The sequence below is a fragment of the Kribbella sp. NPDC054772 genome (genome assembly GCF_053611945.1).
On the sequence record NZ_JBSHBJ010000004.1, the window covers coordinates 363,555 to 380,997 of the forward strand.

13 protein-coding genes are annotated in these 17,443 nt (G+C 69.0%); 6 read left to right on the top strand and 7 right to left on the bottom strand.

All coding sequences use genetic code 11. The features are described 5' to 3' along the window. Positions 1–129: 129 nt before the first annotated feature. Positions 130–2,349 carry an alpha-xylosidase gene (gene yicI, locus ACWGID_RS09825; protein ID WP_452196012.1) on the top strand — a complete coding sequence of 740 codons (2,220 nt, stop codon included), beginning with the start codon at positions 130–132 and terminating at the stop codon, positions 2,347–2,349. A gap of 2 nt (positions 2,350–2,351) precedes the next feature. Here yicI and ACWGID_RS09830 read toward each other — a convergent pair whose 3' ends face one another. From ACWGID_RS09830 to ACWGID_RS09840, 3 genes are read right to left on the bottom strand one after another with little or no spacing between them, the layout of a single operon-like run. Continuing rightward, a complete protein-coding gene (locus ACWGID_RS09830) occupies positions 2,352–3,134 on the bottom strand; it encodes an ABC transporter permease (protein WP_452196013.1) in 783 nt (260 codons plus the stop codon). Continuing rightward, positions 3,134–3,904 carry an ABC-2 family transporter protein gene (locus ACWGID_RS09835; protein ID WP_452196014.1) on the bottom strand — a complete coding sequence of 257 codons (771 nt, stop codon included), beginning with the start codon at positions 3,902–3,904 and terminating at the stop codon, positions 3,134–3,136. The genes ACWGID_RS09830 and ACWGID_RS09835 overlap by 1 nt, the downstream gene beginning before the upstream one ends. Further along, the gene (locus ACWGID_RS09840; protein ID WP_452196015.1) at positions 3,901–4,896 is read right to left on the bottom strand and encodes an ABC transporter ATP-binding protein; all 996 of its coding nucleotides are present in this window, start codon (positions 4,894–4,896) and stop codon (positions 3,901–3,903) included. Before ACWGID_RS09840 ends, ACWGID_RS09835 begins: the two co-directional genes overlap by 4 nt. A gap of 103 nt (positions 4,897–4,999) precedes the next feature. Here ACWGID_RS09840 and ACWGID_RS09845 point away from each other — a divergent pair, with 103 nt between their 5' ends. Beyond that, entirely contained in the window at positions 5,000–5,731 is a 732-nt protein-coding gene (locus tag ACWGID_RS09845) for a MerR family DNA-binding transcriptional regulator (protein WP_452196016.1), read from the top strand. On the opposite strand, the gene ACWGID_RS09850 is transcribed toward ACWGID_RS09845, so the two are convergent. Both ACWGID_RS09850 and ACWGID_RS09855 read right to left on the bottom strand, forming a co-directional pair. Next, the gene (locus tag ACWGID_RS09850) at positions 5,675–8,584 is read right to left on the bottom strand and encodes a glycoside hydrolase family 3 C-terminal domain-containing protein (RefSeq protein WP_452196017.1); all 2,910 of its coding nucleotides are present in this window, start codon (positions 8,582–8,584) and stop codon (positions 5,675–5,677) included. The genes ACWGID_RS09845 and ACWGID_RS09850 overlap by 57 nt on opposite strands. Positions 8,585–8,753: 169 nt before the next feature. Then, positions 8,754–9,944 carry an ROK family protein gene (locus ACWGID_RS09855; protein WP_452196018.1) on the bottom strand — a complete coding sequence of 397 codons (1,191 nt, stop codon included), beginning with the start codon at positions 9,942–9,944 and terminating at the stop codon, positions 8,754–8,756. Between the two features lie 108 nt (positions 9,945–10,052). Here ACWGID_RS09855 and ACWGID_RS09860 point away from each other — a divergent pair, with 108 nt between their 5' ends. Genes ACWGID_RS09860 through ACWGID_RS09875 form a run of 4 tightly spaced genes read left to right on the top strand, consistent with a single transcriptional unit; the run spans position 10,053 to position 15,504 of the window. Beyond that, positions 10,053–11,720 (top strand): extracellular solute-binding protein, encoded by a 1,668-nt coding sequence (locus ACWGID_RS09860; protein ID WP_452196019.1) that lies wholly within the window; start codon positions 10,053–10,055, stop codon positions 11,718–11,720. 46 nt (positions 11,721–11,766) lie between these two features. After that, positions 11,767–12,675 carry an ABC transporter permease gene (locus ACWGID_RS09865; protein ID WP_452196020.1) on the top strand — a complete coding sequence of 303 codons (909 nt, stop codon included), beginning with the start codon at positions 11,767–11,769 and terminating at the stop codon, positions 12,673–12,675. Next, a complete protein-coding gene (locus ACWGID_RS09870; RefSeq protein WP_452196021.1) occupies positions 12,672–13,577 on the top strand; it encodes a carbohydrate ABC transporter permease in 906 nt (301 codons plus the stop codon). Before ACWGID_RS09865 ends, ACWGID_RS09870 begins: the two co-directional genes overlap by 4 nt. 4 nt (positions 13,578–13,581) lie before the next feature. Continuing rightward, positions 13,582–15,504 (top strand): beta-galactosidase, encoded by a 1,923-nt coding sequence (locus tag ACWGID_RS09875; protein ID WP_452196022.1) that lies wholly within the window; start codon positions 13,582–13,584, stop codon positions 15,502–15,504. Here the strand turns inward: ACWGID_RS09875 and ACWGID_RS09880 are convergent. Next, the gene (locus tag ACWGID_RS09880; protein ID WP_452196023.1) at positions 15,480–16,499 is read right to left on the bottom strand and encodes a LacI family DNA-binding transcriptional regulator; all 1,020 of its coding nucleotides are present in this window, start codon (positions 16,497–16,499) and stop codon (positions 15,480–15,482) included. The two genes, ACWGID_RS09875 and ACWGID_RS09880, sit on opposite strands and share 25 nt — an antisense overlap. Beyond that, a complete protein-coding gene (locus ACWGID_RS09885; RefSeq protein ID WP_452196024.1) occupies positions 16,408–17,421 on the bottom strand; it encodes a DMT family transporter in 1,014 nt (337 codons plus the stop codon). The genes ACWGID_RS09880 and ACWGID_RS09885 overlap by 92 nt, the downstream gene beginning before the upstream one ends. Positions 17,422–17,443 lie beyond the last annotated feature (22 nt).

Below are 17,443 nucleotides of genomic sequence, written 5' to 3' on the forward strand. Positions count from 1 at the left end.
ACCACTCGCCTGCCCCACCACACACCTCAGACCCCTCACAGTCAGCTGCGAGCCCGCCACCATAACCTCGTCAAGTTCCCCCACCTAGCGATCGCGAAGCCGACCGACAACCACGGGAGAGTGGCCACGATGAAGTTCACCGACGGGTACTGGCAACTCCGGGCGGGGCTCACCCGGTTGCGGCCGGCCGAGGTCGAGAGCGTGGTCGCCGGGCCGCGGGAGCTGACCGTGTTCGCGCCGGCCCAGCGCATCGCGCGTCGTGGCGACACCCTCAACCAGCCGATGTTCACGGTGACGTTCTCGGCGCCCGCGCCCGGCGTGATCGGGGTCCGGATCGGTCATCATCTCGGTGGCCTGCCCGCGCGACCGGCGTACCGGCTGAACACCGAGGACGAGCATCCGGTCAAGGTGGACGTCGGGGCCGCCGAGGCGCGGCTGACGTCGGGCGAGCTGAGCGTGGTGATCAGGCTCGACGGCCCGTGGGACGTCCGTTTCGAGCAGGACGGCCGGCCGTTGACGAACTCGGCCGAGCGCAGCGTCGGTCTGATCACCGATGCCGACGGCAAGCATTACCTGCACGAGCAGCTCGCCCTCGGGGTCGGCGAGACGATCTACGGCCTGGGCGAACGCTTCGGTGCCTTCGTGAAGAACGGTCAGGTCGTCGACAGCTGGAACGCCGACGGCGGTACGTCCAGCGAGCAGGCGTACAAGAACATCCCGTTCTACCTCAGCAGCAAGGGGTACGGCGTTCTCGTCGACAGCCCCGCGCGGGTCTCGTTCGAGGTCGGCTCCGAGGTCACGTCGCGCAATCAGTTCAGCGTCGAGGGCCAGGAGCTCGGGTACTACGTGTTCGCCGGCCCGACCCCGAAGGACGTCCTGCGGCGCTACACCGCGCTGACCGGGCGGCCGGCGCGCGTCCCGGCGTGGTCGATGGGCCTGTGGTTGTCGACGTCGTTCACCACGGACTACACCGAGGAGACGACCAGTTCGTTCGTCGACGGGATGGCTGAGCGTGACCTGCCGCTGAGCGTCTTCCACTTCGACTGCTTCTGGATGCGGCAGTTCCACTGGTGCGACTTCCTGTGGGACCCGGTCGCGTTCCCGGATCCGGCCGGGATGGTCCGTCGCCTGAAGGATCGCGGTCTGCGGGTCAGCCTGTGGATCAACCCGTACATCGCGCAGCGCTCGGTGCTGTTCGAGGAAGGCCGCCGCCTCGGCTATCTGCTCAAGCGTCCCGACGGTTCGGTCTGGCAGTGGGACATGTGGCAGGCCGGGATGGCGATCGTCGACTTCACCAACCCGGACGCGACGGCGTGGTTCCGGTCGAAGCTGCAGGCGCTGATCGACATCGGTGTCGACTGCTTCAAGACCGACTTCGGCGAACGCATCCCGACCGACGTCGCCTGGTACGACGGCTCGGACCCGGACCGGATGCACAACTACTACGCGCAGCTGTACAACGCGGCCGTGTTCGGTCTGCTGGAGGAGAACCGCGGCGAGGGCGACGCGGTGCTCTTCGCGCGCTCCGCGACCGCGGGTGGTCAGCAGTTCCCGGTGCATTGGGGTGGCGACTGCGAGTCGACGTTCGAGGCGATGGCGGAGTCGCTGCGCGGCGGGTTGTCGCTGGCCGCGTCCGGGTTCGGGTACTGGAGCCACGACATCGGCGGCTTCGAGGGCACACCTGATCCGGCGATCTTCAAGCGTTGGGTGGCGTTCGGACTGCTTTCGTCGCACTCGCGCTTGCACGGCTCGTCGTCGTACCGGGTGCCGTGGGCTTTCGACGAGGAAGCGGTCGACGTACTGCGAAAGTTCACCAAGCTGAAGCTGTCGTTGATGCCGTACCTCGTGGCGGCGGCGGGCGAGGCGCATCGGGACGGCGTACCGATGATGCGGCCGATGGTGCTGGAGTTCCCGGACGATCCCGCGGTCGCCTATCTGGATCGTCAGTACATGCTCGGGCCGGACCTGTTGGTCGCGCCCGTGATGAGCTTCGACGGCGAGGTCTCGTTCTACTTGCCAGCCGGCCGGTGGACGTCGCTGCTCACTGGCGAGGTTCTCGAAGGTTCTCGCTGGGTGACGCAGACCCACGCCTTCGACAGCGTCCCGCTCCTGGTCCGTGAGGGCGCAGTCATCCCGGTCGGCGCCGTAGACGACCGACCGGAGTACGACTGGGCCGCCGACGTCGAGCTGCGCTGGTTCAACCCATCAGAAGGCCAGACCACCACGGTCGCTCTGCCCGACGCCGACGGGGGAGTGGCCGCCGTTATCGAACTCGCACTCCACGCCGACGAGGTGACCTCCCGCGTCACCGATGGCTCCTGCCCGAGCTACACGGTCAAGCGCTGCTGAGACTACGAGGTCGCGCCGGTGTAGCGCCGTACACCCAGGCGCCAGAGGAGCAGCGTTGCCGCGGTGAAGCCGGAGCCGAGCAGGACCGCCGCGATCAGGATGCCGGGATCAGGGCCTCGGGTGAGAGTCAGCGCCGGCCACGTGGTGAGGGCGGCGACGGGGAAGCCGAACGTGAGGAGACGCCGGAGCCAGCGCCCGTAGATGTCGACGGGATAGCGGCCGGTCTCCCAGGCGGCGCCGTGCAACACGCCGAGGCTGAGCCGCGGCGCCCAGAACGCGAGTGCCGCCAGCCCGACCGAGGTGGCCCAGCCGATGAGCAACCCGATGAGTGTGAGTAAGGCCCATGCGGCGACGGCGCCGGGCGATGGGACAGTGCCGAGCCTGTGCAGTCCGAGGACGATCACGCCCAGGCCGAGCACGCTTTGCACCAGCGCGAGCGGCGCATGCCGGGTGCAGGTCGCGAGTACGACGCTGCTCGCCGGCCGGAGCAGGTACGCGTCGAGTTGACCGTCACGGATCTGCTGGTCGAAGCCCGCGAGGCTCGGGTCCAGGAACGTCGCGCGGAGGCCGGTGATCAGCGCATACGTGCCGGTGAGGGCGAGCATCTGTCCGGCGGTCCATCCGGCGAGCAGTCCGGTGCGGCTGAAGACGATCCCGATCGCGGAGATCGATGCGGTCAACTGCAGGACAGCCAACAGGACATCGAAGAACAAGTTGGTCCGGTAGGCGAAGGCACGTCGCAGCGACAACGAGAACGCCGTACCGAACAAGCGCGCGGAACGCATCAGGCCCCCACTGTGGTGTAGCGGCGGACGCCGAGCCGCCAGGCACCGACGGCACAGCTGCCCAGGACCACCGTCCACACCACCGAGACTGCATATCCGGCAGCTGCGGCAGTGGACGTCAGGTTGCCGGCGGCCAGCTCGGCGGGAAAGCCGAGCATCGAGCGGAACGGCAGGACCTGGGCGATGGTCCGCAGCGGATCGGGAAGCAGTGCGTTCGGTGCCGCGGAGCCGCCGAGCAGGAAGATCAATACGGTGCCGAAGGCAACGACCGCGTGCACTCGCTCTGTCCAGAAGGCCGCCATCGCGAGCGTCCACACGAACAGGAAGTGCAGAACTGCGGCAAGGACGAGCGCTGGTACGGCGGTCAGCACCGCCAGCGGCCCGAAGCTCGCGCCCGTCGCGAACCCGACCACGACGAGCAGCGGGATGCCGAGCAGGAACATCCAGAAGCGGATCGCCAGGTTCTCGCCGAGCGGTCCGATCACAGCGGGCTGCGGCCGGAGCAGGGCGGTGGCGACCGAACCGTTGTAGATCGCCTGCGCGAACGTGTGGTTCTCAAACGAGGCTGTCAGCAGCGCCACACAGATGACGGCCAGGTAGTAGCTACTGACCTGCGCGCCCGCACCGGGGACGTGCCGCCAGAGGAAGAGCCCGAGCAGTGGCGCGACCGCCTGCCCGAGGATCAGCGTGACGAGGAACCACCAGGCTCCGGACCAGCCAAGGATCTGTCGCCAGATCTCCAGCCGAACCAGTCGGAGGATGCGGCTCACGACGCGAGGTCCCGCGTCCGTCGCAGGCTCTGATAGGCCTGGTCCATCACGCTCTCGAGCGATGGCTCCTCGACGGACAGGTCCGCGACCGCGAACCGCGCGAGCAGTCGCGCAGTGGTCGCCGGCACCGCGTCGCGGCCGACCCGCAGCAGCCACTGGTTCCCATCACGGTGCAGTACGTCGCCGTACGACGTCAGGTCCGGATCGTCGTCGGTCAGGGTCACCCGGATCAGCTTGGCCGGTGCGAACAGCGCGCCGAGCTCGTCGCGGCGACCGTCGAACGCGATCGCGCCGTCGTCCACGAGAATCAAGCGCGGACACAGCGATTCGACGTCGGCCATGGTGTGGCTCGTCAGGAGCACGGTGGCGCCGGTGCGGGCGGCGTACTCGGCGATGAAGGTGCGGATGATCCGCGTGGCGGAGACGTCGAGCCCGATGGTGGGCTCGTCGAGGAACAGGACCTTCGGGCGATAGACCAGCGCGAGCGCCAGGCCGGCTCGCATCCGCTCGCCGAGGCTCAGTGCGCGCACCTGTCGCTGGAGGATGTGGCCGAGTTCGAGAAGCTCGCTGAGCTCGGCCAGATTGCGCTTGAACTCCGGGTCGACGATCTCGTAGAGCACCTGCTGGTAGTGGAACGAGTCCAGCACGGTGAGCTCCGGTGCGTCGCCGATCGGCTGACTGCCGCGGATCAAGGCGATCTCGCGAAGGTAGTGGTTGCGTCGCCGCCACGGGGTTTCGCCGAGGACGCGGACTGTGCCGCCGGTCGGGTGCAGGATGCCGGCCAGGATCTTCAGCGTGGTCGTCTTGCCGGCCCCGTTCCGGCCGAGAAATCCGACCACCTGCCCGGCCGGGATCCGGAAGCTGAGGTCACGGACCGCACGGACGTCGCGGTGCTGCCGCCGGACCAGGGCGCGGGCCGCCGCGACGAGCCCGCCGTCGCGGACCGGTACGCGGTAGGTCATCGACAAGTCGGCCACCTCGACGGCATCCATGCTTAAAGTTTATCGTTGAAGTGCCGGTGGACTGTTTGCCGCACAACGACTTAGGAGTCCCGTGGGAAAACCCTCAACCGGTGCGTCAAGGACTGTGCGCGGCGTGACGCTGGCCGAGGAGGCCGGGATCTCGGTCCAGCAGGTGCGGAACTACGAGCAGGCCGGACTACTGCCGCTGGCGAGCCGTTCGGCGGCCGGCTATCGGGAGTTCGACGAATCGCACCGCCAGGCGCTGACGGCCGCGCGGGTGCTGGTCCACGCGTACGGATGGGATGCCGCGGCAACGATCCTGGCTGCCGTGCACCGCGACGACCTGCGGACAGCGGTGGCGCGTGTCGACGAGGCGCACGCGGCGCTGCATCGGGAACGTGAACGTATCCAGCAGGCGTTGCGGGCCTTCGAAGTCGTGGTCACGCACCCACTCGACGCCGACCCGCGAATGGCCGCCGCACTCGCGCAGATCACTCGCCAGGGCGCCCCGCTGCGGATCGGTCAGCTGGCCGATCTGCTGGGCGTTCGAACCTCAGCGCTGCGTTTCTGGGAACGCTCAGGACTCGTCCATCCGGTCCGTGAGCGCACCACCGGCTACCGCAGGTACGACGTCGGCGCCGCACGCGACGCGCACCTCGTCCGGCTGCTGCGGGAGGGGAACTTCCCGATGGCGATCATCCGCGCCGCCCTCGACGAGATGCACTCCTCGCCGGACGGACGCCCCGAACGGGTCGGCGCCGAGCTCAACCGCCGCGACGCCCAACTGCACGAGCGCAGTCTCGCCCGCCTACGAGCCGACGCCGCCCTCGTCACCTACCTGAACTGGCGGGCCGCTCACGCGTAGCCCCTCCAACACGACATCGGCAGCAGAGAAGACCAGGTAGAGGGTCTGCGGCATTTCGACAGTACGTATATGTCCACTGCCCGGCACCTGAGCCGAGTCGCAGGCGTGCGCGGGCTCGCGGCTGTGCCCAGTGGACGTATACGTACTGTCGAAATGCAGATCTCCGGTGACCCAGATGAGGTCGTTGGTGGGTGGGATCTGGAGGGTGTCGAGGAGTTGGCCGTGGAAGGGGTCGTTCAGGCGGAGTTCGATCGTGGCTGGTTGGTTGCTGCGGTTGGCTGCTCGGGCCTGGTAGGGCGTGGACTCGAGGAGCAGGTCGTCGAAGGACAGCCAGGCTTGGGGTTCCAGTGAGGTGACGGCGTCGCCGTGCTCGTTCGGTGCGGCGGTCAGGGTGATCGCGCAGTATTCGTCGAAGGCGGTGGCGGCCAGGTTGAGGGTGCAGGGTGGGATGCGTTCGCCGCGGACGTCGAGGGTGGTGGTGAGACGAAGGTCGGTGCTCGAGCGGCCGATCATGATGCTGTGCCGAGCGGTTTCGACGCAGTGGCGGTCGCGGGTGACGTCCCAGAAGCCCAGGTCGCTGATCGCGATGGTCAGTTCGATCTCGGTGGTTTCGCCGGGCTGCAGGGCGACTCGGTGGAAGGCGCGGAGCTGGCGGAGCGGTTGCTTGACCCGTGAGCGTTGCTGGCGGGTGTAGAGCTGGGCCAGTTCGGTCCCCGGCCGGTCGCCGGTGTTCGTGACGGTGAAGGTCGCGGTGACCTTCCCGTCCGTGGGCTCGCTCAGACGGAGGTCGCCGTACGCGAAGGTGGTGTAGCTGAGGCCGTGGCCGAAGGGGTAGAGGGGAGTGCCGCGGTAGTAGAGGTACGTCGCGTCGGTCGCGATGATGTCGTAGTCCAGCAGGCCGGGGAGGTCCGCGGCCGAGTGGTACCAGGTCTGGGTCAGGCGTCCCGACGGGTCGTGGTCGCCGAACAGTACGTCGGCCAGCGCTCGACCGTACTCCTGTCCACCGTGCGCGGACCAGAGGATCGCGGGCAGGTGCTGCTGCGCCCAGCCGATCGCGAACGGGTAGCTGCTGCTCAACACCAGCACGGTCCGCGGGTTCGCTGCGTGCACCTGGCGGATCAGACGGTCCTGAGCGGCCGGGAGATCGAGGCTCGCGCGGTCCTCGGTCTCGCGTCCGTTCACCAGCGGGTGGTTGCCCGCAACAACAATCGCGACGTCGGCGCGAGCAGCGAGTTCGGCTGCCGCGGCCGCGCCGTCGACCGTCACGTCGAGTTCGAACGCGGTCGCCTCAGCGGCGAGGCCGACCGTACCGTCGGGCCGGACCTGGAGGTAGCGCCCGCTGTGCAGATGCTGGATGAGCAGCCCGTCGGCCGATCGCAGCAGGCCGAACGTCTGCTTGACTTCCCACCCGTTCGGCCCGGGCTGGTCCGCGATCAGTTCGCCGTCGTCCGTGACGGTCAGGTGTTGCCCGTTCCGCACCGACCGCAACGCGAACGCATCCCCACCCCAGTCGAACAGATCGAACTCACCAGGCTCGGCGTTCGTCCGCAGTACGGCGTCCGCGTCGACGGCGAGGTACGCCGTGGAGTCCGCGACCCGCAGCGTGATGCGGTCGACGCCCTCGCAGTACTCGACCTGCTCCACGCGTTCGGCAATGCCGTCGAGTGCCGTGACCTGGTACGGCAGCGTGCCGGCGTACCAGTCCTCCGACAACGTGCCCGCGAGTGGGCCGACGACCGCGATGCGGGTCGACGTGGTGAGTGGCAGGACGTGGCTTTCGTGTTTCAGCAGCACGATCGCCTGCCGCGCCGCGTCCTGCGCGAGGCGGCGGTGCGACGGGCAGTTCACCAACTCGGGCTCGAGCGCGCGGTACGGGTCGAGCTCCAGCGGGTCGAACTCGCCCAGGCGGAACCGGATCGCGAGCGCTCGGCGTACCGCTCTGTCGATGTCCGCGGACGTGATCAGCTCACGGTCAAGGGCCGCGGTGAGGCGCTCGATGGTCGGGCCCGCGTTGGTGTCGTCCTGCGTGAAGCTGTCCACGCCGGCGAGCAGCGCGGCGGCGTACGCGGTGGGGCCGTCGGGGAGGTACTGCTGCAGGCCGAAGAGGTTTCCGGGTGCGTACGCATCGCTGACCACCAGCACGTCGTCGGTCGTCCAGGTCCGGAGTACGTCGTTGATCAGCGGGCTGAGGTGGGCGGGCCGGCCGTTCACCAGGTTGTACGACGGCATCACCGCGACCGCGACGCCGGCCTCGATCGGGGCGCGGAACGCCGGCAGTTCGTAGTCGTGCAGCACGCGCGGCGGGAGGTTGCTCGAGGTTGTACAGCGGTCGGTTTCGTTGTTGTAGGCAAGGAAGTGCTTGAGCGTCGGAGCCGTCTTCAGGTACGTCGGGTCGTCGCCGGCCAGCCCGCCCGCGTACGCCGTGGCGATCACCCCGGTCAGCCAGGGATCCTCGGCGTAGCCCTCCTCGTTGCGGCCCCAGCGCGGGTCGCGCAGCGGGTTGACCACCGGGGCCCAGACGTTCAGGCCGACGCCGACCGGGTCCTTGCGGTGGAACACGCGCACCTCGTCACCGACCGCCGCGCCGACCGCGCCCACCAGGTCCGGGCTCCAGCTGGTCGCCAGGCCGATCGCCTGCGGGAACACGGTCGCGGGACCGTGCCAGGCGACACCGTGCAGCGCCTCGGTCCCGGTCCGGAACGGTTCCAGCCCGAGCCGCGCGACGGCTGGCTGGTGCTGGTGCAGCATCGCGATCCGCTCATCCGGGGTGAGCCGGGCGAGCAGGTCGTCGACGCGTTCAGTGAGCGGTCGGGACGGGTCGCGGAACGGGTACGGCGCGGCTGGAGTACTCATCGGCGATCGACTCCATGAACTCTGTGTCGAAGCGCTTCGACAAGGTCATCACGGCGTCATCGAAGCGCTTCGACAGATCGGGCGTGGAACAGAGAGTGGCATCCCGCACGCCCGCGGTCAACCCCTCACCGACCAGCGCGGCACGCGCTTTCCCCGACCGCACAAGGCGTCAGGGGGTCGGGAGGCGACCTTGGGTCAGCGGGGTCAGGGCCTGGGCGGTGGCGCCCAGGGGAGTGGCGGTGTGCGGGTGGTTGGACGCGACGATGGTGCAGCCGCCGGCGTCGGGCGCCGTGGTGGCTTCGCGGAGCGCCTTGTCGATCGCCGGGGTGAGGTGCTCGGCGAGCAGGCCGTACGCGCCGCCGAGGACGACGACCTCGGGGTTGAGGATGTTGACCAGCGCGGCGATGCCGTGGCCGAGGTGGGTACCGGCTTCGGTGAGTACCTCGGTGACCGCGGTCTCCTCGGCGGCGGCGCGCCGGATCAGGGCGTCGAGCTGGTGCTGGGGATCGTCGTCGCTCGTCCCGTCGACCCGCGCGAGGATCGCCGGCAGGCTCGCCAGCGCCTCGAGACAGCCGCGGCGTCCGCAGCCGCACACCGGTCCGTCCGGGATCAGGCGGAGGTGCCCGATCTCCCCGACGTACCCGAGATGGCCTGCGAGTGGGCGGCCGTCGGCGATGATGCCGGCGCCGACGCCCGTGTCGCCGGTGAGGTGGATCAGGTTCGCGGTCCCGGCGAGCGGGCCGTAGAGATGCTCGGCCAGCACCCCGAGCGACGCGTCGTTGTCGACCCGCACCGGGATGTCCGGCCGTTCGAGCGCCGCCGCGAGCTCTGTCTTCAGCGGTACGTCGCGCCAGCCCAGCCCGGCCGCGAGTACGACGGTGCCTTCGCGGTTCACCAGCCCGGGTACGCCGACCGTGATGCCGAGCACCCGCCTGCCGGACGACTGCACCGTCGTGATCGCGCGCCGGGCCAATGCGGCCAGAGCGGCGGTCGTCTTCGCCGGTCCCGCGTCCACGCCGGGGCCCGCGCGGTGCCAGCGCAGTACCTGCTCGCCGGCCGCGTCGCAGCTCAGCGCGGTCAGCCCACGCGCGCTCACCTCGAGCCCGATCGTCGCGTACGCCGACCCGTCGAGCACCAGCAACGTCGCGGGGCGGCCGACGTGGTTCTGCGTCTGCTGCGTCTCGCGGACCAGCCGGCGGTCGAGCAACTCCCCGACGATGCTCGTCACGGTCGCCTTGTTCAGTCCGGTCCCGGACGCGATCGCCGCCCGCGAGCAGGGCGCCTCGCGGCGCAGGTAGCCCAGCACCGCGGCCAGATTGGTGGCGCGGATGTCGGAGTGGTCCGCGGTCTGTGTGCTCAAGGTCCGTCCCGTCGAAAGAAGTGCTGGGTCAGTTCTACACCTTGTCGCGCTGTCGGCTCTGCGTTAATTTGTTTGGCTACTAGCCCAACTAAGTCTAGGGGATGCGACGTGACCGGACCAGCGATCGGCGGCACCAGCCGCCGGACCTTCATCTCCCTGCTCGGCGTCGGCGCGGCGGCTGCCGCCGGCGGGGCCACGCTCACCGGCTGCTCCAGCGGCGGCTCGGGATCGAGTACCACCGGCCGGGCAGAGACCGAGGACAAGCTGTCCGGGCTGCTGCCGAAGTACATCGCGTACGAGTCGGTGAAGCCGGACCTGCCGGGGGAGAACGGCGCCTCGCCGGGCTTCTCACACTACCCGAGCGAACTGCGCCGCGCCGTACCGGACAAGATGGTGCCGAGCGGCAAGGAAGTCACCGCGATGACGCCGCTGTGGAGCCCGCTGCCACCCGGCCTGGGCAACAACTCCTACTTCGACGCGAACAACGAGCGGCTCGGCGCGCCGCTGCGCTTCAACATCCTGAACGGCAACGACTACGGCGACAAGCTCGGCCCGATCCTTGCGGCCGGCAACGTTCCGGAGTTGCTGTGCATCCCGGGCTGGAACATCTCCGGCCTGACCCGGTTCGGGCAGGCTGCGGACAAGCTGTTCGAGGACCTCACGCCGCATCTGGCCGGCGACAAGGTGTCGGCGTACCCGATGCTGGCCAACCTGCCGACCCGGGCCTGGGCGTACGGCGTCTGGAACTCGCAGCTGAAGGCCGTGCCGTTCCCGTCCGAGGGGTTCCCGTGGGCGCTGTTCTACCGCAAGGACCTCTTCGACCAGCTCGGCGCGCAGCCGCCGAAGAACGCCGACGATCTGCTGGCGCTAGGCAAGCAACTGACGGACGCGAAGGCGGGCCGCTGGGCGTACGGCAGCGTGGCGGACGAGATGATCCGGGCGTTCGGGGCGCCGGGGAGCTGGCGGAAGGATTCCAGCGGCAAGTTGGTGAACAAGATCGAGACTCCGGAGTTCGAGGAGGCGGTCGGGTTCGTTCGCAAGCTGTTCCAGTCGGGCTACGTGCACCCGGAGGTCGTCGCGAACGCGGGCGCGGACGAGAACGCCTTGTTCGAGGGCGGCAAGCTGTTGATCCGGCAGAACGGGCTGGGTGGCTGGCACGAGGCGCTGCAGCGGCAGTTGCCGATCAACCCGAAGTTCAACCCGCAGCCGGTGATGCCGTTCGCGCACGACGGCGGTACGCCGATCGTGTGGAGCGGTGAGCCGGCCGGGATCTTCACGTTCGTCAAGAAGGGTGTCGGTGAGGACCGGGTGAAGGAACTGCTCGGGGTGCTGAACTACACCTCCGCACCGTTCGGGACCGAGGAGTACCAGCTCTACACGTACGGGGTCGAGGGCAAGCACTACACCAAGCAGCCGTCGGGGGCTCCGAAGCTGACGGCGTTGGGGCAGAAGGAGGTCTCGCAGACGTACGTCTTCCTCGGTGGCCGGCCGACGGCGATCACCGAGAGCGAGTACCCGGGGTACGTGCCGGCGATGAGTGCCTGGCAGAACGCGGCGGCGAAGGTCCGGGAGAAGAACCTGTTCGACGGGATCCGGGTCGAGCAGCCGGCCAAGATGGCCGCGTTGAGCCAGCCGTTCGACGACGCGCTGCAGGACATCTTCCGCGGGCGGCGTCCGGTGAGCGCGCTGAAGACCGCCGTCAAGCAGTGGCAGGACAACGGCGGCAACGAAGGCCGCGACTTCTACGCCAAGGTCCTCAGTGACAACGGTCGGTAGGGTCCGGGTCCGCGGGGCGCGGGCGCGGACCACCAGGGTTGGGAGCATGGCGTTTCGGCATCGGTTGCGGCGGGACTGGCCGTTGCTCCTGATGGTCTTGCCGGTAGTGGTCTTGCTCGGGGTGTTCCACTACTTTCCGACGCTCGGCAACGTGATCGCCTTCCAGGACTATTCGCCGTACGCCGGGATTCGCGGCAGCGACTTCATCGGGTTCGGAAACTTCACCCGGATGTTCGCCGAGCCCGCGTTCTGGCGCGCGGTCGCGAACACCCTGTCGATCACCGCCGTCCAGCTGGCGTTCTTCTTCCCGGTCCCGATCGCCCTGGCCCTGCTGCTGAACAGCGTGCTCTCGGCCAAGGTCCGCAACATCGTCCAAGGTGTCGTGTACCTGCCGCACTTCTTCTCCTGGGTCCTGGTCGTCTCGCTGTTCCAGCAGATGATCGGTGGCGCCGGCCTGCTCTCGCAGACGCTGCGCGACCACGGGCACCAGGCGATCGACCTGATGACCAAGCCGGACACGTTCATCCTGCTGGTCACCGCGCAGGCGGTCTGGAAGGACGCCGGCTGGGGGATGATCGTGTTCCTCGCGGCGCTGTCGACCATCAACCCCGCGCTCTACGAGGCCGCAGCGGCCGACGGCGCGAACCGCTGGCGCCGGCTCTGGCACATCGCGCTGCCCGGCCTGCGTCCGGTGATCGTGCTGCTGCTGATCCTGCGTCTCGGCGACGCGCTGACGGTCGGTTTCGAGCAGTTCATCCTGCAACGCAGCGCCGTCGGCGGTGGCGCCGCGGAGGTTCTCGATACCTACGTCTACTACCAGGGCCTGCTCGTCGGCGACTTCGGCTACGGCGCCGCCGCCGGCCTGTTCAAAGGTGTCGTCGGCCTTGTCCTCGTCCTCGTGGCCAACCGATTCGCTCACATGGTGGGCGAGCAGGGGGTGTATTCGCGCTCATGACCGCACGAGCTGTCTGGGAGGAAGAACCGACGGTCGTCGACCGGATCGGGAAGCCCGTCGTGCTGACGCTGATCGCCTTGGCGGTCGCGTTCCCGTTGTACGTCGTGGTTGTCACCAGCCTTTCGACGACAGAGGCCGTGACGCGGGCCGGCGGGTTGGTCGTCGTACCGCGGGAGCTGACCGTGGCGGCGTACGTGCAGCTGCTGTCGGGTGGTGTGGTGACCCGGGCGCTGCTGATCAGCGTGGTGATCACCGCGATCGGTACGGCGTTCAGTCTCGGGATCACCGTGCTGGCGGCGTACGGGTTGTCGCGGCCGGGGTCGTTGTTCCACCGTCCGCTGTTGTTCGTGGTGCTGCTGACGTTCCTGTTCGGGCCGGGCATCATCCCGAGCTATCTCGTGGTGAACTCGCTGGGGCTGATCGACCACTACGCGTCGCTGATCCTGCCGGCCGCGATCTCGGCGTTCAACCTGATCGTGATGCGGTCGTTCTTCATGGGCATCCCGGGGGAGCTGATCGACAGCGCCCGGATCGACGGAGCGGGCGAGCTCGCCATCCTGCGCCGGATCGTTCTGCCGCTGTCGAAGGCGGTGGTCGCGGTCGTCGGGCTGTTCTACGCGGTCGGTTACTGGAACGCGTTCTTCAACGCGCTCCTCTACATCAACGACAACACCAAGTGGCCGCTGCAGATGGTGCTGCGGACGTACATCGTGCAGCAGCAGCCGCTGCCGACCGGAGCCGGCGGAGTGGCGACCGGTGTCGGCCTGGGGCTGCAGCCGGCGCCGGGTCTGGCGATCAAGATGGCGATCGTGGTGATCGCGATCGTGCCGGTCCTGCTGGTGTACCCGTTCATCCAGCGGCACTTCCAGAAGGGCGTCATCATCGGCGCGGTGAAAGGCTGACCCCATGAGTCTTTGGTACGGCGGTGACTACAACCCCGAGCAGTGGGACCCGGCGGTCTGGAAGGAGGACGTCGACCTGATGCGCCGGGCCGGCGTGAACCTGGTGACGGTCGGCGTCTTCTCCTGGTCCAGTCTGGAACCAGCACCGGGCCGGTACGAGTTCGGCTGGCTGGATCAGGTGCTGGACCTGCTGCACGCGGGCGGGGTGAGCGTCGACCTCGCCACCCCGACCGCGTCGCCGCCGCCCTGGTTCAGCCGCTTGCACCCCGAGGCGCTGCCGGTGACCGCCGACGGCGTACGGCTGACGCATGGCAGCCGGGACACGTACTGCGCGTGCGCGCCGGCGTACCGCGAGGCGGCGCGTGGCATCGCGCGGGCGCTGGCCGAGCGGTACGCCGATCACCCGGCGCTCGCGCTGTGGCACGTGCACAACGAGTACGGGACGACGTGTTACTGCCCGCTCGCGGCGGAGCGTTTCCGCGCGTGGCTGCGGGAACGGTACGGGTCGCTCGCGCGGTTGAACGAGGCGTGGACGACGGCCTTCTGGAGCCAGGGGTACGGCGAGTGGGCGGAGATCGAGCCGCCGCGGAAAACGCAGTACCTGGTGAATCCGACGCAGTACCTGGACTATCGGCGGTTCTGGTCGGACGAGTTGCTGGCCGCCTATCTCGAGCAGAAGAGCGAGATCCGGGCGCGGTCGGAGTTGCCGGTCACGACGAATTTCGTGTTCGGCGGCTGGGTGCCGGTGAACCATGCGCGGTGGGCGGACGCGGTCGATGTCGTTGCCATCGACCACTACCCGGACCAGGTCGGAGTCGGCGCGGAAGAACAGACCGCGTTCGGGGCGGACCTGGCGCGGTCCTGGGCCGGTGGGAAGCCGTGGTTGCTGATGGAGCAGGCGGCGGGGACGCTTAACGCCGGCCACCGGCTGCACGCGAAGGAGCCGGGGCGGATGGCGCGGCACAGCATGTCGCACATCGCCCATGGTTCGCGAGGTGCTTTGTTCTTCCAGTGGCGGGCGTCGCGGGGTGGGTCCGAGATGTACCACTCGGCGATGGTTCCGCACGCCGGGCCGGACAGCCGGATGTTCTCCGAGATCGCGGAGCTCGGCGCGGTGCTGCCGCGCTTGGCTGAGGTTGCTGAGAGCAACGTTCAGGCCGAGGTCGCGGTGCTGTGGGACGTCGAGTGCTGGTGGGCGATGCAGGGCACGCATCTGCCGTCGTCGTCGCTGGACTACCTCGCGGCGGTACGGTCCGCGCATCGGCACTTCTGGCGGGCCGGCGTGACGGTCGACTTCGCGTCACCGGAGGCCGACTTGTCGTCGTACCGGCTGGTGGTGGTGCCGTCGCTCTACCTGGTCTCCGACGAGGCCGCGGCGAACCTCACGGCGTACGTCGAGGGCGGTGGCCAGCTCGTGGTCGGGTACTTCAGCGGGATCGTGGATCCGGATCTGCGGGTGCGGCTCGGTGGTTATCCGGGGGCGTTCGCGGAACTGCTCGGCGTGCGGGTGGAGGAGTTCCACCCGGTCGAGGACACAGTGGAATTGGCCTCAGGCGGGCGCGGGCGACTGTGGAGCGAGGACGTGCGGGCCGTCGCGGCTGAGGTGGTCGATCGGTACGCCGGGGGAGTGCTCGACGGGAAACCCGCCATCACGCGCCACCGGGTCGGCGCCGGTACGGCGTGGTACGTGTCGACGGAGCTGGACGACGAGACCGCGGCGGATCTCGTCCACCGTTTGGTCGACGGTGGAGCGCCTGTCGAGACAGTGCGTCGGCGGACCGGGGACACGACGTGGACGTTCCTGATCAACCACGGTGGTGAAGAGGTAACCGTCGCAGCGGAAGGGACCGAGTTGGTCACCGGCGAGAGCCTCGACGGCGAGGTCGTGGTGCCGGCCGGAGGTTATGCGGTGGTGCGGTCGGAGTGAGGGGCTGAGCTGCCGCGGGCGGTGAGCGCCGGCGGCAGCAAGGTGAGCTCGGGGACGGTGCCGCCCTCGAGCTTGGTGATCAGCGACTCGACCGCCTGGACGCCGATCCGGTCCGCGGGGATCGTGACGGACGACAGCTGCGGGACCTGTCGTTCCGCGACGTCGTCCGCGCAGATCGCCACCAGCGACATGTCCTCGGGCACCCGGCGGCCGAGGCGGCGCAGTACGTCGAGGAGCGGGCCGATGATCGGCTCGTTCTGGACGACGAGTCCGGTGATCCCCGGATGGTCGTCCAGCAGTTGCTCGACGGTGTGCAGGATCGCGTCGAACGTGTGCTCACACGGCGTCTCGACCCCGAGCACCCCGCGTCGCGCCGCGGCCTCGGTGAAGCCGGTGAGCGTGCGCTGCGCGAACCCGGTCTGCCGCTCGTACACCGCCGACGGCGTACCGAGGAGCGCGAGCGATCGGTGGCCGAGGTCGGCCAGGTGATCGACGCATTGCGCGCCCGCGGCAACGAAGTCCAGGTCGACACACGTCAGTCCGTCGGCCTGCTCCGGATACCCGATCAGCACCGATGGCATCGGCAGCCCGCGCAGCACCGGCACCCGCTCGTCGTGCAGTTCGACGTCCATCACCACGAGCGCGTCGACCAGCGAACTCTGCGCGACCCGCTCGAGCCCGTCCGGCCCCTCGTCCGCCGTCAGCAGCAGTACGTCGTGGTCGAACCGGCGGGCCGTGGTCACCACAGCGGTGGCGAACTGCATCATCACCGGGACATGCATGCCGGTCCGCAGCGGGATCACCAGCGCCAGCACGTTGGACCGCTGACTGGCCAGTGCGCGGGCGCTCGCGTTCGGCCGGTACCCGAGGGCACGGACGCTGCGCTGGACCCGGTCGCGGGTGTCAGGGGAGATCGTCCGCTTCCCGCTGAGCACGTAGGACACCGTGCTGGTCGCCACCCCGGCATGCCGGGCCACGTCGGCGATCGTGACCATGGTGCCCCTCTCGTGTGTGTGCACCTGTTCTACCCCAGCTAGTTCTACTCCCTTCGAAGCGCTTCGACACGCCGCCGGGCCGTAGCTGGCTGATGGCGATCCCGAGGAGGACCAGACCAAGTCCGAGGACCTGGCGCGCGGTCAGAACGTCGCCGGACCACAGCACGCCGAGCAGGACGCCGGTGACCGGATTCAGGAGCCCGATGAGACCCACGGTGGCGGCCGGGAGTCTGCGCAGGCCCGCGAACCAGGCGGTGAAGGCCACTGCGGTCGCGACAAGTCCGACGTACGTGAAACCGGCGATGGCGGGGAGGTCGAGGTGCGGCGGGGAGCCTTCGACGGCGATCGCGAACGGGATCAGGACGAGGCCGCCGGCGATCAGCTGCCACGACGTCGTGGCGAGGGGTCCGTCGTCGGTGCGGCCCCACTTCTTCGCCAGGACATAGCCGCAGGACGACATCGTCAGTGCGGCGGCCGAGGCTGCCACGCCGCGGAAGTCGACGGTGGTCGCGCCGGCGCCGAGTAGGAGTACGACGCCGGCGATTCCGGCGGTCGCTCCGGTCAGGACGAGGGGGGTCGGTCGTTCGGCGAGCAGGCCCCAGGCGAACAGGGCCATGGCGAACGGTGCGGCGGACATGATCGTCGACGCGAGGCTGACCGGCAGCAGTTGGGACGCGAGGTAGATGAGCGCGAAGAAGGCGCCCATGTTGCAGACCCCGAGGACCAGAGAGCGCCACCACCAGGCGCCGCGGGGGAGCCGGCGGGCGAGCGCGAGGAGCAGGAGACCGGCGGGCAGGGCGCGCAGAACCGCGCCGTACAAGGGGTGTCCGGGCGGTAGGTACTCGTGGGTGACGAAGTAGTTCGTACCCCAGGCGATCGGGCCGATCGCGGTGACGAGGGACCAGCGGAAAGTATCTTCCATGGCAAACATTGTATCTTCCCGG